Annotated in this window: 10 protein-coding genes and 1 pseudogene; 9 read left to right on the top strand and 2 right to left on the bottom strand. The window is 38.8% G+C overall.

Annotation, left to right across the window (positions count from 1 at the left end; genetic code table 11):
* Positions 1-52: 52 nt before the first annotated feature.
* Positions 53-632 (bottom strand): annotated as a pseudogene (locus tag AA650_RS20220) (Uma2 family endonuclease).
* Positions 633-767: 135 nt separating this feature from the next.
* Here AA650_RS20220 and AA650_RS20215 point away from each other — a divergent pair.
* Entirely contained in the window at positions 768-1,481 is a 714-nt protein-coding gene (locus tag AA650_RS20215) for an ATP-dependent Zn protease (protein ID WP_053540408.1), read from the top strand.
* A 61-nt stretch (positions 1,482-1,542) separates the two neighbouring features.
* Positions 1,543-4,185: an alanine--tRNA ligase gene (alaS, locus tag AA650_RS20210; RefSeq protein WP_053540407.1), complete on the top strand. Its 2,643-nt coding sequence runs from the start codon at positions 1,543-1,545 to the stop codon at positions 4,183-4,185.
* A gap of 224 nt (positions 4,186-4,409) precedes the next feature.
* On the opposite strand, the gene AA650_RS20205 is transcribed toward alaS, so the two are convergent.
* Positions 4,410-5,369 (bottom strand): M48 family metallopeptidase, encoded by a 960-nt coding sequence (locus tag AA650_RS20205; RefSeq protein ID WP_053540406.1) that lies wholly within the window; start codon positions 5,367-5,369, stop codon positions 4,410-4,412.
* A gap of 114 nt (positions 5,370-5,483) precedes the next feature.
* On the opposite strand from AA650_RS20205, the gene AA650_RS20200 reads away from it, so the two are divergent.
* The 7 genes from AA650_RS20200 (at position 5,484) to AA650_RS27000 (ending at position 21,381) form a co-directional block, all read left to right on the top strand.
* Positions 5,484-7,028 (top strand): helicase C-terminal domain-containing protein, encoded by a 1,545-nt coding sequence (locus AA650_RS20200; protein ID WP_053540405.1) that lies wholly within the window; start codon positions 5,484-5,486, stop codon positions 7,026-7,028.
* A 67-nt stretch (positions 7,029-7,095) separates the two neighbouring features.
* A complete protein-coding gene (locus tag AA650_RS20195) occupies positions 7,096-7,314 on the top strand; it encodes a DUF2839 domain-containing protein (protein ID WP_053540404.1) in 219 nt (72 codons plus the stop codon).
* 121 nt (positions 7,315-7,435) lie between these two features.
* The gene (locus AA650_RS20190) at positions 7,436-8,182 is read left to right on the top strand and encodes a creatininase family protein (RefSeq protein WP_053540403.1); all 747 of its coding nucleotides are present in this window, start codon (positions 7,436-7,438) and stop codon (positions 8,180-8,182) included.
* Positions 8,183-8,296: 114 nt separating this feature from the next.
* Positions 8,297-9,421 (top strand): DUF262 domain-containing protein, encoded by a 1,125-nt coding sequence (locus tag AA650_RS20185; RefSeq protein ID WP_053540402.1) that lies wholly within the window; start codon positions 8,297-8,299, stop codon positions 9,419-9,421.
* A gap of 2 nt (positions 9,422-9,423) precedes the next feature.
* The gene (locus AA650_RS20180) at positions 9,424-10,806 is read left to right on the top strand and encodes a DUF3696 domain-containing protein (protein ID WP_053540401.1); all 1,383 of its coding nucleotides are present in this window, start codon (positions 9,424-9,426) and stop codon (positions 10,804-10,806) included.
* 3 nt (positions 10,807-10,809) lie between these two features.
* Complete coding sequence (locus tag AA650_RS28235; protein ID WP_199924306.1) at positions 10,810-11,667, top strand: hypothetical protein; 858 nt, start codon at positions 10,810-10,812, stop codon at positions 11,665-11,667.
* 459 nt (positions 11,668-12,126) lie between these two features.
* The gene (locus AA650_RS27000; protein ID WP_081424286.1) at positions 12,127-21,381 is read left to right on the top strand and encodes a phytase; all 9,255 of its coding nucleotides are present in this window, start codon (positions 12,127-12,129) and stop codon (positions 21,379-21,381) included.
* Positions 21,382-21,501: the final 120 nt, after the last annotated feature.

Here is a 21,501-nt window from a genome sequence, read left to right as displayed (position 1 = left end):
TTTCCTAAGTATAAATAAATTTATTCGATAATCCAGTTTTGATCAATATTTTTTAATATTTGATATTTATTTGTTCTATCACATCTTCATAAATATCTGCCATTGTCAAAGTTAAATTTACTGAATTTAAATGTAATTTATCATCTTTTCCTAATACTTCCGTTGACCAATTTCCTTGATCATCTTGACGATAAACCTCCACTTTTATTTGATTTTGGTAAATTAGAATATATTCTTTTAAACTCTCTATGGTTTGATAATTAATGCGTTTTTCACGTTTGTCTATTGTTGCTGTGGAATTAGATAAAACTTCTATAATCAAATTAGGACGAGTTTTAAAGTACCTTTCCTTATCTTCAGGATCACAAGTAACAATAATATCAGGATAGTAGAATATATTAGCATTTCTGATTTTAACTTTTACTTTCATATCTGACACGAAAGCACGACAGGAACTCCCACGCAAATGGGGGACGTAATATGGCGTAAATATTACCCGCTATCAGGTTATGTTCTTCGCTTGCACCTGCCATTGCAAAAACTTGTCCGGCCACATATTCATGGCGAATATCGCTAGATTTTTCAGCGTCTAGGTATTCTTCAACGGTGAGAATATTTAATGAAGATTGCATGATTTTTAGATGGTTTTACGGAATATGGTACGATTTTATCATAGCAATATTCAAGATGTTCAGATCCCCGACTTCTTAAAGAAGTCGGGGATCTATATTCTATGATATTTAAACAACCTCTTTAAAAAACTTCCCATGAGCCAAACTGCCATAAATCTCGTTGCTATATTCGTCTTTCTCATGACTCTTTCCAGTCTGTTAGGACCATTAATACATCTTTCTCCCACAATACCTGCTTTAGCTACGGTGACTTTTTTAGGAATTGCAACTTTAGATAATTTCAGTTTTCAAGGCAAGGGAGGAACGATAGTATTAGACTTAGTGGCGCGATTTTCTCCAGAATATAAAGAACGTATTTTACATCATGAAGCCGGTCATTTTCTCGTGGCTCACTTGTTAGAAATTCCGGTGACTGGTTACACTCTTAGCGCTTGGGAAGCTTGGAAAAAAGGACAACCGGGACAAGGGGGAATAACTTTAGAAGATGGGGAGTTAACAGCGCAAATAGAAAAGGGTCAAATTACTGCCCAAATGTTAGACCGTTATTGTACTATTTGGATGGCGGGAATTGCGGCGGAAACTTTGTTTTTTAACTCATCTGAAGGTGGTAATGATGATAAAAGTAAGTTAATTGAAGTTTTGCGAGTTATTGGTTTTTCGGAAGCAGGTTATCAGCAAAAACAGCGTTTTCATTTGCTTCAGTCTAAAACTTTGATTCAGGAAAATTGGGAGAGTTATCAAGCTTTGGTAGCAGCAATGAGAGAACGGGTTTCTGTTGTGGAGTGTTTGGAAATAATTATCTCACGCAGAGGCGCAGAGGCGCAGAGAGAATGTGGAGAGGTTTCATGAAATGTCTCTAGACTTGTAGAATATAGGTCTTTCACCTGTAAAATTATTTTTGTAATTACTCATGTCTTCAAATCCCCAGTATCTTAGCGGTAACGATATTCGTCAATTATTCCTCGATTTCTACACCCAACGGGGACACCAACCGCTTCCGAGTGCTTCTCTTGTTCCTGAAGATCCGACTGTGCTACTGACGATCGCAGGTATGTTACCATTTAAGCCGATATTCCTGGGACAACGGACACCGGAATTTAAACGCGCTACGACTTCGCAAAAGTGTATTCGTACCAATGATATCGAAAATGTGGGACGGACTCACCGCCATCATACATTTTTTGAGATGTTGGGGAATTTTAGCTTTGGTGATTATTTTAAACCACAGGCGATCGCTTGGGGTTGGGAATTATCTACTCAAGTCTTTGGTTTCTCTCCTCAAAATCTGGTTGTCAGTGTGTTTGAAGATGATGATGAAGCTTTTACCATCTGGCGCGATACCATTGGTGTAACGGAAAAACGCATCAAGCGCATGGGTGCAGATGATAATTTCTGGGTATCTGGTGCTACTGGTCCTTGTGGTCCTTGTTCGGAAATTTATTATGATTTTCACCCAGAACGCGGTGAAGATAATATTGATTTAGAAGATGATACCCGATTTATTGAGTTTTATAACTTGGTATTTATGCAATATAATCGGGATGCGTCAGGAAATTTAACCCCGTTACAAAATCAGAATATTGACACGGGAATGGGTTTGGAAAGAATGGCGCAAATCCTGCAAAAGAAGCCGAATAATTATGAAACAGATTTGATTTTCCCGATTATTGAAACAGCGGCAAAAATTGCCAAAATTGATTATCATCAAAGTGATGAAAATACGAAAGTTTCTTTAAAGGTAATTGGTGATCATGTCCGTTCTGTGGTTCACATGATTGCTGATGAAATTCGCGCTTCTAATGTGGGGAGAGGTTATGTTTTACGGCGTTTAATTCGTCGCGTCGTTAGACATGGCAGATTAATCGGAATTTCTGGAGAATTTATTAACCAAGTTGCAGAAACCGCAATTTCTCTTTCGGAATCAATTTACCCAAATTTGCGACAAAGAGCAACTGCTATTAAAGCCGAATTGCAAAGAGAAGAAAGTAACTTCTTGAAAACTCTTGATAGAGGAGAGAAGCTATTAGCTGAAATTATCCAAGATGTAAAACAAAAAGGATTAACTTCTATTAGTGGTGAAAGTGCTTTTACTCTCTATGATACCTACGGTTTCCCATTAGAATTAACCCAAGAAGTTGCTGAAGAAAATCACATTACTGTTGATGTTGATGGTTTCAATGCAGAAATGCAAAAACAAGTAGAACGCGCAAAAGCTGCACACGAAACCATTGATTTAACTGTTCAAGGTTCTTTGGATAAACTTGCAGAACATATTCACTCTACACAATTCATTGGCTATACCCAATTAACAACAACTGCAAAAATCGAAGTTTTATTAGTTGCTGGTGTTTCTGAAGAAGCAGCAGAAGCAGGAACAGAAGTGCAAATTGTTCTCGATAAAACTCCTTTTTACGCGGAATCAGGGGGACAAATTGGCGATAAAGGATATATTAGCGGTGATGGTGTTTTAGTCAGAATTGAAGACGTGAAAAAAGAATCTGATTTCTTTATTCATTTCGGACGCATTGAACGGGGAACAATCAGAATTGGTGATGAAATTACCGCACAAATAGATACCGCTTGTCGTCGTCGCGCTCAAGCTAATCATACAGCAACTCATTTATTACAAGCTGCTTTAAAGAAAGTTGTTGATGAAGGAATTTCTCAAGCTGGTTCTTTGGTTTCTTTTGATAGATTGCGCTTTGATTTTAACTGTCCTCGCGCTTTAACTATTGAGGAAGTTCAACAAATTGAAGAATTAGTAAATAGTTGGATTTCTGAAGCTCATTCTGCTACAATAGAGGAGATGCCCATAGCCGAAGCAAAAGCTAAAGGTGCAGTAGCAATGTTTGGGGAAAAATACGGTGATCAAGTGCGGGTGATTGATTTCCCTGGCGTTTCTATGGAATTATGTGGGGGAACTCATGTTAATAATACTGCGGAAATTGGCGTTTTCAAAATCATTGCTGAAGCTGGAGTTGCTTCTGGGGTGAGAAGAATAGAAGCGGTATCTGGGGCGGCGGTATTGGATTATTTGAATGTGCGTGATATAGTTGTGAAAGATTTGTGCGATCGCTTTAAAGTCAAACCAGAAGAAATACCCGACAGAATCACAACTTTACAAACCGAACTTCGCAACAACGAAAAAGAAATTCAAAGCCTGAAATCACAAATAGCAATAGTTAAATCTGACAGCTTATTACAAACTGCGGAAATCATCGGAGAACATAAAATTATTGTTTCTCAACTGGAAGATATTGACGCAGAATCATTAAAAGACGCTGCGGAAAGATTGCTGCAAAAAATCGGTAACGGTGCGGTAGTTTTAGGTTCTATTCCCGAAGCAGGGAAGGTGAGTATCGTTGCAGCATTTAGTTCTGAAGTGAATAAAAAAGGTGTCCAAGCGGGGAAATTTGTTGGTAACATAGCTAAAATCTGTGGAGGTGGAGGTGGTGGAAAACCCAACCTCGCGCAAGCTGGGGGACGCGACGCAAGTAAATTACCAGAAGCATTAGAAACTGCGAAAAATGATTTGTTAGCAGCGTTAAAATAGGATTCAGATCCCCGACTTCTCAAAGAAGTCGGGGATCTAGATTTATATTGTCACTGCAACTTTACCAACTTCTGTAGAAGGTTTGGGTATAGGTTTTCCATCTTCCTTCAATCCCTTTTTCCTGGGGGGTGTGAACAGTTACCCAAGGTAAGTAATAAATTAGATTTTTCAAACATCCTCTAAGATAACGGTACGTTACGCTGTCGCTAACACACCCTACGAATCTAATCAGATTTTCTCATTTTGTTAATTTCTGCTTGTAATTTTTCAATTTCTTTTCTGAGTTTTTCTGCTTCATGATCTGGTGTTTCTGGTGTAACATCTACTGAACCGTCAGCAGAACGTTGATAATTGCCTTTTTTGATTTGTTGATATTCTTCTGATACTGCCCAACTGCGTAAGTAGTGCAAGCGTTCTACGGGGAAAGGGTGACTCAGCATCATTCCTTGTCCGCCATTGTATAAGAGAAATTTATATACTTGATTCAGCCCATCATCATCTAGTGCTTGATATTTTTCTGACTGGTTAATAAATTCTTGTAAACTACATTCATGGGCATATTTATGACTACCTCCAGAGAGTTTCATCATAGATGACATGACTGGGTTTAAATCGTCCATAACTAATAAAGCCGCTCTATCTGCGGATAGTTCAGCTTTGCGTCGCCACTCAAAAAAGGCATAAATCAAGCCTTGACTGACAATATTACCTAAACCGAAGGTTAATTCACCAATGACGGAAGCGGCATTCATCGCCCACATCGCCATTTGAATTAAAATAGTATGACCACATTTAATATGTCCCAGTTCATGAGCTAAGACCGTCCGTAGTTCGGCTTCATTAAGTAAATCTAGTAACCCAGTGTTAACAACAATATAAGGGTGTTCTTGTCCTAAAGCATAACTATTAACTTGGGCGTTTTGAGCGATAAACAAGCCTGGTTCGCCGCTAATGTCCAAATCTCGGACACATTCCCGGAATATCTGGTAAATAGTAGAATATTGGCGGGGTCCGACTTGAATGGAGTTACCCATTAAGTAGACAAGTTGGGGTCGTTCATAAACAAATTCTACAAATTTACGGGCGATTAAATCAAAGCCGGGTAAACTGCGTAAAGCTTGTTCTGCTTGACTATCTAATGGATGTCTGAAGGCTTCGCTGGAAATTCCTGGATAAGTTGGCATAATTTAGGAGAATGGGTAAATAAATGGTCATTGGTCATTGGTCATTGGTAAAGATAAAATAACGAACAACGAACGACTGACAACGAAAAAAACTTGTTATGGAATTAAAAGCGCGTGATTGAGGCTGAAGTTCATTTATCATTACATAACTTCTTGCGATCGCAAGCAGGTTTCCCTTCCTGGCATCATCATTTGACAATGGCTAGGTTGGTAGCACGTGCTTTGCGATTAGGACGTAGTGCTTTAATTCAGGTAGGGGCAGTTTGTGGACATCAAGGACGATATCGCACCAGTTTTATCGCTTCTGCTTTAATGTGGCACGGTTCTGTAATTATTGTCGCTTCAGAAACTGTCCAGCAACGATTGTTAAAGGTAGAAATTCCCCGACTCCAGCAATGGCTACCAGCGAATAAACCCATTAGAACCGGTGACTTTTGGCCAAGTCCTGATTTTCAGGGTTTACTGTTGACTTCTCCTGAAGCTTGGTTAAAGGGACAATTTGCTGATAACAATCCATTTCCGGCGAATATTCCCACAATTATTGATGGCGTTGACGATTTAGAAGATTGGGTGCGTTCTCAGCTTACTCAAAGCATTGAAACCCATGATTGGGATCAATTAATGCTGGCTTATCCATACCAAGCGGATTTAATTCGGGAAGTTAGGGTAGAACTAACATATAAATTATTTCAGCACCCCGAAAATCCCTATCACTGTTATCTGATTTCTCAGCCAGAAATTGATATTTTACAAGATTTATATTTAGCTTTAGATAAAAATCATCTTCCCGATGCTTGGCGAAAATTTTGGCAGCAATTCCCCAATTTGGAAGATTCTTCTTCTCCTACTTTATTTTGGGCGACAATTTCCCGTCGTCAAGGATTATTTTCTTTACATTATGCTCCCCTGGAATTGGGTAAAATCCTCGCCCCAATTTGGCAACGTCAACCTGTAGTATTAATTGGTAGTTCCTTAGAACCAGAAACAGAAGCACCTCTTTTCCGTCAACGCTTGGGTTTAGAAGATGTTACTTGCTTGAAATTTGCTGCCGATAGTCAAGGGGAAGCAATTCAACTTTATGTTCCGTATAAGTTACCTTTACCAAATACACCGGAATTTCAACCAGCTTTAATTCATCAAGTTCGCACATTGGTATGTTTGAGTGCAACCGCACCAGGAATGACGGTAATATTAATTGGAGATGTACCATTAAAAGCCAGAGTGGGAGCGATTTTGGCTTCGGAATTTGGTTCACGGGTACAGGTAGAAAAAACTTGTTTAGATGAAAATGGGATTTTGATTACTGGTTGGGAATTTTGGCGAGAAAATCAAAGTGTTTTACCATCACCCAGATTGTTAATTATTGCAACTTTACCTTTACCATCCTTGGAAAATCCCTTGGTAGCTGGTAGAGTGGCTCATTATAAGCGATCGCACCAAGACTGGTTTCGGTTATACTTACTGCCCACAGCCATGAATGAATTACAAAGAGCGATCGCACCCGTCCGCGAAAATCAAGGTATAGTAGCTTTACTAGATAGTCGTGTCGTTAACCGCAGCTACGGTGTACAAATCCTTTCCTCCCTTAGTCCCCTAGCCCGTTTGAACTATCTTGATCCTAGTCTGTTTTCTACCAATAATGAAGATGATTCTAGTTAATTAATTTCCCTGCCGAATTTCTATTAGAATTTAAAATAAACTCAAAAACAAACTAAATTATCGAATTATGGGTGAAGCAAAACGCCGTAAAAACTCACTCGGAGAAGACTACGGACAAGACACTACAAAAATCTTACCTTGGGTTCCCATCACAAAAACCCAAGCCTCACAATTTGTCGCTATCACCACTCGTGGTGCATGGATAGGTATTGGATCTATGGTAGTTGCCTGGATAATCATCCGCTTTATCGGTCCCGCTTTCGGTTGGTGGGAAATTGTTGGGTAATTTACAAATTAAGATCCCCGACTTCTTTTTGATTTGTTAATCATATTATGAATTTAGCTCAGAAGTCGGGGATCTGGGTATTATGATAATTAGTTGTAAAGTTCTTAATTCTTAATAAAAAATGCTCTTACATTTAAGCACTTGGCCAGAAGTTGAAACTTATCTACAACAATCTCAAGGAATTATTTTACCCATTGGTTCAACAGAACAACATGGACCAACGGGATTAATTGGGACTGATGCAATTTGTGCAGAATCCATATCCAAAGGTGTTGGTGAAGCAACTCAAGCAATGGTAGCGCCAACAATTAATGTAGGCATGGCATTACATCATACTGCTTTTCCCGGCACAATTAGTTTACGTCCCAGCACATTAATTTTAGTAATAAAAGATTATTTAACCTGTTTAGTCAAAGCTGGTTTTACCAAATTCTATTTTATTAATGGACATGGGGGAAATATCGCTACCCTCAAAGCAGCTTTTTCGGAAACTTACGCTCATTTAGAAGATTTGCAAATTCCCAATTCCGCAAAAGTGCAATGTCAAGTTGCTAATTGGTTTATGGGTGGTTCAGTGTACAAACTTGCCAAAGAATTATATGGTAATCAAGAAGGTTCTCACGCTACCCCTAGCGAAGTAGCTGTTACCCAATATGTTTATCCAGAAGCAATTAAAAAAGCTTTTCTTGCTCCAGAAGTTGCTAGTGGACATAAAATTTATAGTGCTGTTGATTTTCGTTCTCGTTATCCAGATGGTCGTATGGGTTCAAATCCAGATTTAGCAACCCCAGAACACGGTAAACAGTTTTATGATTTATCTGTGGAAGAATTGAGCAAAGGGTATTTGGAATTTATGAAGGGGGAATAAATGAAAGTCGCTATCTCATAAATTCGTCATAAGTAGCTATAACCCATTCTATTCTTCTCAAAGATGTCATAATCAAACTGTTAAGCACTTTAGAAAAGAAAAGGAGTAAAAGATATGGATGAAGAATTACAAGATAGCGATGTCATTGAGAAAGATGAAGATACTGCTGAAGAAGAAAGAGATGATAACGGAGGTTTATATCCTTATCATCCATATCATCCAAATACAGCAGACATTGACATTCGAGAAGAACCGCAAACAATTTTTGAGTTAATGAGAAAATATGATAATGGTAAACTGATTATTGATCCTGATTTTCAACGTAATCTAGTTTGGAAACCAGAACAGAAAAGTAAATTTATTGAATCAGTTATCCTTAACTTTCCCTTACCTCCTTGGTATGTTAATCAAACCGTAGAAGGTAAGTATATTATTGTAGATGGTTTACAACGAACATCAACTTTACATGAGTTTGTTAATGATGAATTTAAATTAAAAGGTTTAGAAGCTTTAACTGATTTGAATGGATATAATTTTTCAGGACTCAAAAAACTCCCTGGTGACTATCAAACCAGAATAGAAGATAAAAAACTTAATCTATATTTGATCAGACCTTCTGTACCAGCTAAAGTTGTTTATGATATTTTTAATAGAATCAATACTGGTGGTACAAAACTTGAACGTCAAGAAGTTAGAAATTGTATATTTTCGGGAAAATCTACTCAACTACTCAAAGAATTATCAGAAACAGACTATTTCAAAAGAGCTATTGATTATGGAATATCTGCTACAAGAATGAAAGATAGAGAAGTTATTTTGCGCTATTTAGCGTTTAGAATTTTTGATTATGAAAAAGAATATCAGAATGATTTAAGTGATTTTGTTGAAAATGCAATGAAAAAGATCAATTTGATGCAAAATGAAGAAATAGATGCTTTAAAAAATGATTTCAAGAGAGTTATGAATTTGACTTTTGAGTTTTTTGGTAATAAAAATTTCCGTTTACCCGCAGGAAAAAGCAGAGGAAGAATAAATATTGCTATTTTTGAATCTGTTTCTTATTTCTTTTCTGTAAATAACGATCAATTCCTGGAAGATAATAAAAAATCTATTCAAGATAATTTTGATAAATTGCTAGAAAATAAAGAATATATTAATGCAGTTAAATATGGTACAAATAGCAGGAAAAAAGTCCTTGTTAGATTTAAATTAGCACAAGAAATTTTAGGGGATGTATAGGTATGCTAACTCAAATTGAATTAGAAAATTTCAAATGCTTTAAAGAAAGAATAGCTTTTCCGTTAGGACAATTAACACTGCTTACAGGAATAAATGGATGTGGTAAATCAACACTGCTTCAGTCTTTACTATTAATGCGACAATCTATTGATCATAATGAAAATACTGATCAAATTTTGCTAAATGGTAATAGTGTAAGTTTAAATAGTTTTAATGATGTTAGAAATATAAACAATTCTAGAAATGAAGACATTATTTTGCAATATTGTTACAATAAATTAGTTGAAATTTATGATACAAGTAATCCTAATAAGTATACTAAATTCAACATAAGTGGAGATGCTAAATACTTTTTGAGTGAAAATTCAGAAGATGACATGGTAGGGAAAATTAAGAAAATTCAATTTTACGATGAATTAGAATTAAATTTTTTGCAAGATGAGCATATTAATAAAAGTGATTTATATAAAATAATTTCTATTTATGAACCTCAATTAAGTAATTTTTTAAGCAAATTTATAGTTCATTATAATATTAATATTATAGATAAAAATAATAATACAAATTCATATAATGGAGGTACTCTTATAAATAATTTAATACCTGAACAACATTATCTTATGGTTGATAATATTGATAATATATATCAGGAAATAGCATCAGAGTGGTTACATAAATCTTTAAACTTTAGTCATATTCACTATATCTCCGCAGACCGTCTGGGTCCTCAAGAATATTATTTAAAATCTACCATCAACAAATTTCCTAATGTGGGTGCAAAAGGTGAATTTACAGTTAACTTACTCTATAAAAAAAGAGATGATTTAGTTAATGAAAAACTATGCTTAGGTGAAGATGCAAAAACACTAGCTACCCAAACCGAAGAATGGCTGAACGAAATATTTAATGGCGCAAAAGTTGAAGTTCCCAGTTCTGAAAGTAATATCCTCGAACTTTTATTTAATACTAGCACATCAAAAGACCGTTTTAGACCAGCTAATGTGGGATTTGGATATAGTTACATTTTACCAATTGTTGTTTCAGGTTTGATTGCTAAAGAAGGAGAAATATTAATAGTCGAAAATCCTGAAGCACATTTACATCCCAAAGCACAATCACGACTAGCTAAATTTTTAGCTAAAGTGAGTAGTTGTGGTGTACAAGTTTTTATTGAATCCCATAGTGATCATATTTTAAATGCCTTGCGAATCGCTGTTCTTGATGATATTATTACTCATGAAGACTTAAGTATCTTATATTTTCAACAAAATCCAGAACAGCCAGTTGTGCAAATTCCTGTCCAACCTAATGGGGGAATTGAAGAATGGCCAGAAGGATTTTTTGACCAAATGGATAAAGATTTTGCACGACTTTTCGGGATGTAAAAAATGGAAATATTTATTAATGAGGTGTCTCTAGAGGGTCAGTATCTTAACGAAGCAGAATTTCGAGATGCAGTGAAAACATTCACTGCTATTTTTCTATTAATTAATGAAAAAATTCAAAAGAAGAAGCTTTACAAAGGAGAAAGTGCTATATTTATTAAATATAAAGCGATTAGAGGTTTTAACTTTCATACCAGTTTGAATCTACTTAAAGATAAATCTTTAAAAACAGCTTTTATTAATATAGTTTTTAATAAATCAAATCCCCAAGAATGGTGTACCGAACAATTACATTCTTCAGAAGATTTATTTGATTGTTTAATTAGTGATGATAATTGTAAAAATGTGAATGATACTTCATTAGCTGAAGTTACAGAAAGAAAATTACAAAATCCTGACAGTGAATATTTATTAATTAATTTTGCAAATTCTAGTTTTAGAATAGCGCACCCCAATATCAAAAATAATTGTCTAATTACTATTATTAAAAATAATGATGAAATCAATCTGATATGTTTAGATGGTATAGACAGTAAATTAGCTCTGGAATTTTGGTTAGAACATAAGCTAAATGTAAGTCAATTAGAATATTCTTTTGATAGCACAAAATCACCAACGGATAAACAGACAATTTTACGAGATACCACAAGATTTAAAAAAACAGCCAATAAATGTCAAGCAAGAGTTATTTACCTTGAATCAAATACAGAACGCTATTGGTATGTAGATAATTTACATTATGGTCAAGCTTCTCATTTAGAAGTTTTTGATAAAACAGGTAAAAATCATCTTGGAGAAGCAGACTTAGACGGGAATATTAATTATTCTAAAAGCGATTCAGATAAAACTATAGATGTTTGAATGTTAGCAGTTGCGAAAACAGAAACTAAAATCCTCTACATCCTTTAATCGGTGCAAATCCTGATTCAGACAATTAATTTGAAAATTATAATCTTGATAAATAAAAACTCTATATATATGGACGCACACTTTCCCACGCTTACCATTAGCATACCCAAAACTCGGAACACTGTCAAGCCCCCTAGCTGAAATCACCAAAACTCGTTGAATTATTGATAAAATTCTCAATAATAATGAGAATAGACCCCCATAATTGAGAAAGTCCTTTTTTACTAAAGACTAAAAGATCCCCGACTTCTCTAAGAAGTCGGGGATCTAAACTGTAAGCTTAATCAACACTTAAATAAATCTGAACTATAGACAATAGTATCTTAACTTTTGACTGATATTCTTGATGCCATTATCTGCAATTTTCTGTAACCAGATTATCTTTGTGTAAGCTAAATCTGCATAAAAAATATGGTACTTACTACAGTCCGCTTTTCCCAATTTAATGCGTCCCTCAATCGCAACGCTGACGGTCAGTTAGTAACTGATTTATCTACCCCTAACAACGCTCAAGCAAAAACCGTTGCTGAAATTATTCAACGCAACAACCCTGATGTATTATTAATCAATGAATTTGACTATTCGACCGAAGCAGTAAATCTTTTCCAACAAAATTATCTGCAAATCAGTCAAAATGGTGCGACACCAATTAATTATCCCTACTTTTATATTGCTCCTTCTAATACTGGAATTGCTTCCGGTTTTGACTTAAATAATAATGGTGCAACAGTTACAACCCCAGGCGCAACAGGATACGGTGATGATGCTTTTGGGTTTGGGAATTTCCCTGGACAGTTTGGAATGTTGTTACTTTCTAAATATCCTATTGATACAGCTAACGTCCGCACCTTCCAGAATTTCTTGTGGAAGGATATGCCGGGAAACTTATTAACAAATGACCCAAGTTTAGATAATCCTGCAACTTCAGTAAATGAGAACTTAAACGGTTTTTATTCACCTGAAGAAATTAACGTTCTCCGCTTATCTTCTAAAAGTCATTGGGATGTACCAATTACAGTAAATGGGGAAACAGTTCATGTTCTGGTTAGTCACCCCACACCACCCACTTTTGACGCAACTGAAGACCGCAACGGTAAGCGCAATAGTGATGAAATCCGCTTTTGGGCAGATTATATTACCCCAGGCAAAGGTGATTATATCTATGATGATAGCGGTAAAAAGGGTAATCTTGCTGCTGGTTCAAGCTTTGTCATCATGGGTGATCAAAATGCTGACCCCTTAGATGGTGACAGTTATAACAATGCAATTCGCCAACTGTTACTAAATCCCAGTATCAATACAAATGTTATCCCCACCAGTTTAGGCGCTCCTCAACAGGCAACTTCACAAGGTCAGGCAAATAACAATCACAAGGGTAATTTTGCTTTCGACACCGCAGACTTTGCTGATACTGCACCGGGAAATCTGAGAACAGACTATGTACTTCCTTCCTCTGACTTACAAATTAGTAAATCAGAAGTGTATTGGCCTAGCAATACTGATGCAAATTTCCCATTAGTAGGAACTTTTAACTCTAGTCTTCCTGGTGGTTTCCCTAGTTCTGACCATCGGTTAGTGTATGCAGATGTGCAAGTTGGTGTAACAGAAGCAGGAAAAACGGCTGTTAGTGCTGGATTTAAAGGACAAACTATTTTCAATACCGGTTTTGTTCCCTCTGGCGCTGCGGGAACAGTAAATGGTCAACAAGTTGGCTTGGGTGGATTGTCCGGTGTAACTTATGATGCGGTAAATAATCGCTATTATGCCATTTCTGACGATCGCTCATCCAATGCCCGTTTTTATACCTTCACTCTTGACCCTGTTACCAATACGGTAACTTTTACCAATGTTGTCCAACTCAAGGATATTAATGGTAATCCTTTTGCAGTTAATAGCTTAGATCCAGAAGGTATTGCTTTAACTAGCAATGGGACAGTTTTAATCTCCTCAGAAGGAGAAGTTAGACCAGATTTAGGTGCAAGTCGCGTCACCAATCCTTTCATTAAAGAGTTTAATCTGACTACAGGACAGGAAATTCGTTCTTTAGCAGTGCCTAAAAAATTCCTCCCAGTTGTTCAAGATACTAACACCAATAATGTTGTTGATACTGGTGATACTCAAACTTCAGGGGTGCGTAATAACTTAGCATTTGAAAGTTTAAGCATTACACCTGACCAGAAAACCCTATTCACAGCTACAGAAAGCGCCCTATTTCAAGATGGTGCAATTTCTACAACTACCACAGGCGCTCGTTCTCGGATTATTCAATACAATTTGGTGACAGGACAACCAGAAAAAGAATATCTGTATGTTACCGATCCTATTGCTAAAGCCCCTACAGGTGGAACTGCGGCTGATAACGGTTTGGTAGATTTATTAGCAATTGATAATCGTGGCACATTATTAGCCCTAGAGCGCTCCTTTGCTGTCGGACAAGGAAACACGATCAAAATCTATGAAATCACCCTCCAAGGGGCAACAGACATTAATACAGTTGATTCCTTGAGTAGTCTCAATGCTAATCAACTAGCCGCAATTCAACCTACTCAAAAACGTCTGTTATTAAATCTTGATACCCTGAATTTGCCCAATAGTGACGGCAATCATCCCACAGGTACAGATAATATTGAAGGTCTGGCATTTGGTCCAAAATTGGCAGATGGTACACAATCCATTGTTTTGGTGAGTGATAACAACTTCAGCGGCACCCAATTTACGCAAATCCTCACCTTGAGTGCAGATGTAGTTCCCACTGCTACCCCAATTGTAGAAACCCGTCCCGCGCTTTTAGATGATGGTAGTTTACCATTTAGTCAAAGAGCCGATGCGGATGATCCAGCAATTTATGTTAATGCTACAGATTCTAGCAAGAGTCTGGTTTTAACCAGTGTCAAAAATGGCGGTTTGCGAATTTATGATTTAGCTGGAAACTTGTTGCAAACCATTAATCCTAGTAATCCAGATATTCGTTACAACAACGTTGATTTGCAATATGGATTTACATTAGGTGGTCAAAAAGTTGATATTGCTGTGGCAAGCGATAGAAATAATGATAAACTAGCGATCTTCAAAATTAACCCCAACAGTGCTAATGGTAATTATTTAGAAAATATTACCGATAGCAATGCTGCCACAATTTTCCAAAGTGTACCTTTCGCTGCCCCTTATTCGGCATCTACTCGCAGTTCCTACGGTTTAGCCCTGTACCGCAGTCCCGTCACCAACGATTACTACGTCTTCACCAGCCGTCGTGTCACTGGAGATGTCGCCCAACTCAAATTAGTAGACAAAGGCAACGGTAAAATCGGTTATGAGGTAGTTCGTAGCTTCACCATTCCCTCACCAACCACAGCAGGTGCTTCAGCCCAAACAGAAGGCATGGTAGCAGACCAAGAAACAGGATTTCTGTACATTGGTCAAGAAGATGTGGGGATTTGGAAATTCGACGCTGAACCCAATGGTGGTTCAACAGGTAAATTAATTGAGAAAGTCAAAGCTGAAGGAGGCAAAAACCTCACCAATGATGTTGAAGGCTTGACAATTTATTACGGTAAAAACGGTACAGGCTACCTGTTAGCATCCAGTCAGGGAGATAACACCTTTGCAACATATACCCGTGAAGGCAACAACGACTTTTTAGGCAGATTTGCAGTTGGTAACAATGGCGGAATTGACAGCGTTCAAGAATCCGACGGTGCAGATGTTATTAATCTGCCCTTGGGTCCCAATTTCCCTAATGGTGTATTTATCACCCAAGACGGTGCAAATGACCCCGCCACCATTGTTAATGGGGAGAACATCAGCAGCAACTTTAAATTAGTACCTTGGGAAAATATTGCTAATGCTTTACCCAACCCCCTGAAAATAGACACCACAAGTTACGACCCTCGTAACCCCGTCCCCCAACCACGACTAACTAATTATGAATTTACCAACTTACCCAAATTAGGAACAACTACCAAAGGTCAAGATATCTTCTTAGGTGGTTTTTCCGGGTTGCATTTCCAAGGTATTGCGGCAAATGGTAATCTCCAATTTGTGACTCACACCGATAGAGGACCCAATGGCGACCCCACCGGGGCTAATCGTCCCTTCTATTTACCAGATTTTCAACCAGAAATAGTCAGTTTTGAGCTTAACAGACAAACAGGTGCGATCGCCATCACCAAGAGAACAGGACTATTTGAGAAAGATGGGACAACCCCATTAACTGGACTTCCCAACCTGCAAGCAGGGGCAAATGGTACAGCATACACCGATGAAGTTGCGGTTAATTTGGATGGTCAAGTCATAGCTAACAAGGCATTGGGGGCTGATTTAGAGGGGATAGTTATTGCCCCAAACGGTTATTATTGGCTGGTAGATGAATACCGTCCCGCAATTTATAACTTTGATGTTAACGGTAAACTACTTAACCGTTTTATTCCCCAAGGAACAGCCACAGCACCTGAACCAGACGCAGCCGCAGGAACTTTTGGCACAGAGGTATTACCCGCAGTTTATGGTCAACGTCGCAATAATCGCGGTTTTGAAGCTGTGGCATTGGAAGGTAGTAAACTTTACGCCTTTATTCAAAGTGCCATTGACAACCCAGACAACGCTGGTGATACAACTTCCAGAAATTCCCGTAATTTGAGAATTTTGGAATTTGACATTATTTCCAAACAAGTAACTGGGGAATATCTCTATTTGCTGGATAACATCACTGCTGCTGGTAACGCCAAAACTGATAAATTAGGTGATGCGGTTTCCTTGGGTAATGGTAAATTTGCCGTTGTGGAACGGGATGATTTAGGAACAAATGTCTCCAACAAATTGATTTATCAAATTAATTTAACGGGTGCTACCAACATCAATAATCCTGCTAATTTCACCTTACCTGCTGGTAAAACTATTGAACAACTCACACCAGCCGAATTAACCACTGCTAAAATTACCCCAGTTAGCAAAAGTTTAATTGCCAATGCTGCCCAACTTGGTTATACAGGTGTGGAAAAATTAGAAGGTTTAGCATTAGTTTCACCCAACACCCTAGCATTAATTAATGATAACGACTTCAACGTTACTGGTAATTCACCTTTGGAGAAATTGGGAATTTTAGAACTACCCTATAACATCGCTAGTGTTGATTTAGAATTAAGTCAAACTGTTGATGCCACTCAGCCAGTCATAGGGGGACAAGTAACCTTCAATTTGACCCTTTTTAATCACAGCCCACTTGTGGCTAACGGCATTAAAGTCACAGATTTGTTACCACAACCATTTACCTTCATCTCTGCAACACCGGAACAGGGAACTTACAACAGTCAAACCGGTGTGTGGGAAGTGGGAGAAATTGCTGGTAATGTTACCCGCACCCTGAAACTCACGGCTAAAGTGACTCAAAGTGGGGCATTGACCAATAAAGCCGAAATTACCGCCCAAAATCAACCTGACTTTGATTCTGGTGCTGGTAATAACAACGCCCAAGAAGATGATCAAAGTTCAACTACCCTAAATATTGCTTCTAATATGGTGACACTCAAAGGTTTTGCTTCTTTACCTGCTGATACCTTCGCTGCTGGACCTGCTGCGGGTGCAGCCGTAACCAATCCTACAAATGGTCGCACTACACCATTCCCTGGTCAACCCGTGCAAGGTTTTAGTGGTGTCCAATTTGCCCCCAATAGTGGTGGTTCTGTATTTTGGTTCTTAGCAGATAACGGTTTTGGGGCAAAAAATAACAGTGCTGATTTCCTCCTGCGACTTTACCAAGTTGACCCCAATTTTGCGGGTACAGAAAACGCTAATGGTTCTGTAGCAATCCAAAACTTTATTCAATTGTCTGACCCCAATAAATTAATCCCCTTTGATATTGTCAATAAAAACACAGCCAAACGGGAACTGACCGGGGCTGACTTTGATGTAGAGTCCTTTGTGATTGATGCTAAAGGCGATATTTGGGTCGGTGATGAATTTGGAACTTACCTACTACATTTCAATAGCAATGGTGTATTACTAGATGCCCCCTTCCCTACTCCTAACCCCGTTAAACTAAATACCCTCAACGGTCAAGCACCAATTGTGATCGGACATCGTGGCGCTAGTGGTGAACTGCCAGAACATACCATAGAAGCCTACCGCTTGGCGATTTTACGCGGTGCAGACTTCATTGAACCAGATTTGGTATCCACTAAAGATGGGGTCTTAATTGCCCGTCATGAACCAAATCTGATTAACACCACCGATGTAGCTAGTCGTTCCGAATTTGCTAGTCGGAAAAAGACGGTGTTGGTAGATGGTGTCACTGAAGAAGGCTTCTTTGCTTCCGACTTTACCTTGGCAGAAATTAAAACTCTGCGGGCTGTAATGCCTCAAGGTTTCCGAGATCAGGTATACAACGGTCTTCTCCAAGTTCCTACCCTGGGCGAAATTATTGATTTGGTGAAAGAGGTTGAGGTACAAACTGGTAAGAAAATCGGTATTTATCCTGAAACCAAACACCCCACCTATCACGACAATTTGGGTTTGTCTCTGGAAGAAAAACTGATTGACACCCTCAAAGTCAAAGGATTTACTGATCCCAAACGGATTTTCATTCAGTCCTTTGAAGTCAGCAATCTCAAGGATTTAAACAATACCATCATGCCGGCTGCTGGTGTGAATCTTCCCTTAGTGCAATTGCTTGATGCCTACGATGTCGCCAACGATGGCACACTGTTGTATCAAGATGTTAACGCTCGTCCTTATGATTTTGTCGGTAAAGGTGACACCCGCACCTATGGAGATTTATTAACTCCTGCTGGTTTGAAAGAAATTGCTGCCTATGCCGATGGTATTGGACCTTGGAAACGGCAGATTGTTTCGGTGAAGACGGTAGACAATAACAATGATGGTAAACCTGACGATCTCAATAACGATGGTGTGATTAACGATGCGGATAAAGTTACCCTAGCACCCACCAGCTTAGTTAGTGATGCCCACAAAGAGGGTTTGGTTGTCCATCCTTACACCTTCCGCAATGAAAGCCGTTCTCTGGCATCAAATTACAATAACAATCCTGAATTAGAGTTTCGTCAATTCATTAATTTAGGTGTAGATGGTTACTTTACTGATTTCCCAGGGACAGGTGATTTAGTCCGCGATCAAATTACGGCGAATCAAGTCCGATCGCCCCAAAATCCCACTGTTCTTTCTACTCCTAAATTTGATACACTCACAGGCAACGCCCCCATTGTCATTGGCCATCGTGGTGCAAGTGGTGAACGTCCAGAACATACCCTAGCATCCTACAAATTAGCGATCGCTCAAGGTGCAGATTTCGTTGAACCCGATTTAGTGGTAACAAAAGATGGTGTCTTAATTGCCCGTCATGAACCCATGTTAGCAGTCGGCGTTCTCAATGCTGATGGCACAATTCAACGAGATGCTAATGGTAAGCCAGTTATCAATACTACTGATACGAGTACGGATGTTTACTTACGGGATAAGTTTGCCGATCGCCTGAAAATCAAAAATTTAGATGGTCGCAATGTCGTCGGTTGGTTTGCTGAAGACTTTACCCTGGCAGAAGTTAAGGAACTGAATGCGATTGAACGGATTCCTGCTTTGCGTGGTACTACTTTCGATCAAGATGGATTGAAAGTACCAACCCTGAAAGAAGTCATTGATTTGGTGAAACAAGTCGAACTAGAAACAGGTCGCAAAATCGGTATTTATCCCGAAACCAAACATCCTACTTTCTTTCAACAGCAAGGTATCAATACTAGCCAAATCTTAGCAGACACCCTCAAAGCTGAGAACTTTACCGACCCATCTCGGATCTTCATTCAATCCTTTGAAGTTGCCAACCTCAAGGCGCTGAAAAATACCATCATGCCCACCGCAGGGATTGATATTCCTCTAGTGCAATTGTTTGGTGGTTCAGGTCAACCTTATGACTTTGTAGTTGCTGGTGATACCCGCACCTATACCAATTTGTCCACCCCCGCAGGTTTAGCCGAAATTGCTACCTACGCTAAAGGAATTGGTCCTAATAAACAGCGCATCGTTCCTCAGTTGACGGTAGATGCCAATAAGGATGGTACTGCTGATGATCTCAATGGTGATGGTCAAATCAGTGATGGCGATCGCGTTTTAGGCACACCCACAACCCTGATTCAAGATGCCCACAAAGCTGGTTTAATCGTTCACCTCTACACTTTAAGAAATGACGAGTTCTTCCTTCCCGATACTTACAAAAACGACCCCGGTGCAGAGTTCCGTAAGTTCATTGATTTGGGTGTAGATGGTTTCTTTACCGACTTCCCCAAAACAGGACGACAAGTTCTAGTAAATAATTACCTAGCTGGTACAGGCTACGCTAATCCCAACGGGAATTTAAATACCCCTTACTTCAATAATTCCCCAGAATACTTTGCTCCTAATCAACCCTACTACGGCGACCTCGTAACAGCCAATTTAAACCGCTCCCAAGGCTTTGAAGGCATGGCATTTAGCCCTGATCGTCAAACCATCTACCCGATGCTGGAAGGAACTGTTGTCGGCGATCCTGCGGGTTCTGTACGGATTTATAAATTCGATGTAGCCAGTGAAAGCTACCAAGGATTAGTAGGACGTTATCAATTAGTAAGTACCAGCAATGCGATCGGTGATTTCACTCCCATCAATAACAACGAGTTCCTAGTTATTGAACGGGATAATGGCCAAGGTAGTACCGCCCTTTTCAAGAAGATATTCAAAGTTGACTTCAGTAAAATTGATACCAACGGCTTTGTCTCCAAGGAGGAAGTAGCAGACCTACTCAATATCCAAGATCCCAAGGATCTCAATGGTGATGGTAAAACCACCTACAATATGCCTTTCCAAACCATTGAAGATGTCTTAGTGATTGACAGCAAAACCATTTTGGTAGCAAACGATAACAACTATCCCTTCTCCATTGGTCGTCCTCCAGGAATTGACAACAATGAGATGGTGGTCTTGGAACTAGACAAACCCCTCGCCCTTGATTCCCGTTTAGGTCTATCTGCGTCTATAGCAGAAGCTACCCAATATGTGGCGGGGACAACTGGTAAAGATGATTTGTTTGTCAGTGGTGGCACTGATGGCATCAACGACACCATCTTCACTGGCGCAGGTAATGACACTGTTGATACTGTCTTCGGGGCAATTTCTCCCTTTGCTGGTAACAACATCATTGATCTTGGTAGCGGTGATGATACTATCTTTGTCAACAAAGGCGATCGCGCTTTCGGTAGTGATGGTAATGACACCTTTGATGCCAGAGATGGTCAAGGTGGCAACCGCATATCCGGTGGTGTGGGTGATGATACCTTCTACTTGGGTAGCAATGACCGCGCTTTGGGTGGTGATGGTAAAGATATCTTCAGAGTTGGTCTTGGTGGTGGTAACTTAATTTCCGGTGGTGCTGGCGCTGACCAATTCTGGATTGTCAATGCTGAATTACCCTCTTCGGCTAATACCGTGCTTGACTTCCAACTGGGTACTGATGTTATCGGTATTCAAGGTGCTGTTAGCTTAGGTATTACCACATCAACATTGAAGTTAAATCAAGTTGGTGCAGATACCGCGATCGTCTTCAATAATCAAACTTTAGCTACTCTGACTGGTATTCAAGCCAGTAGTTTGAGTTTGACGGATTCTAAACAGTTTGTCTTTGCTTAGAATCTAATTCTCCCATAGGGGTTTAGCGCAATGTGTTAAACCCCAAATTTTTAGTGTTACGAGGTACAGTTTTTCATCGCCAAAACCGTAGGGGCGCAGGGCCTGCGCCCTCCATTCATT

The organism is Anabaena sp. WA102 (genome assembly GCF_001277295.1).
GTDB classification, from domain to species: domain Bacteria; phylum Cyanobacteriota; class Cyanobacteriia; order Cyanobacteriales; family Nostocaceae; genus Dolichospermum; species Dolichospermum heterosporum.
Note: the sequence above shows the minus strand (reverse complement) of the source record. Positions and strands in the feature narration are given on the sequence as shown.

Excerpts from the sequence above, each read along its gene's own strand:
- alaS (WP_053540407.1), top strand. The coding sequence starts at position 1,543 with ATGTCTTCAAATCCCCAGTATCTTAGCGGTAACGATATTCGTCAATTA.
- AA650_RS20185 (WP_053540402.1), top strand. The coding sequence starts at position 8,297 with ATGGATGAAGAATTACAAGATAGCGATGTCATTGAGAAAGATGAAGAT.
- AA650_RS20195 (WP_053540404.1), top strand. The coding sequence starts at position 7,096 with ATGGGTGAAGCAAAACGCCGTAAAAACTCACTCGGAGAAGACTACGGA.
- AA650_RS27000 (WP_081424286.1), top strand. The coding sequence starts at position 12,127 with ATGGTACTTACTACAGTCCGCTTTTCCCAATTTAATGCGTCCCTCAAT.
- AA650_RS28235 (WP_199924306.1), top strand. The coding sequence starts at position 10,810 with ATGGAAATATTTATTAATGAGGTGTCTCTAGAGGGTCAGTATCTTAAC.
- AA650_RS20190 (WP_053540403.1), top strand. The coding sequence starts at position 7,436 with ATGCTCTTACATTTAAGCACTTGGCCAGAAGTTGAAACTTATCTACAA.
- AA650_RS20180 (WP_053540401.1), top strand. The coding sequence starts at position 9,424 with ATGCTAACTCAAATTGAATTAGAAAATTTCAAATGCTTTAAAGAAAGA.
- AA650_RS20205 (WP_053540406.1), bottom strand. The coding sequence starts at position 5,369 with ATGCCAACTTATCCAGGAATTTCCAGCGAAGCCTTCAGACATCCATTA.
- AA650_RS20215 (WP_053540408.1), top strand. The coding sequence starts at position 768 with ATGAGCCAAACTGCCATAAATCTCGTTGCTATATTCGTCTTTCTCATG.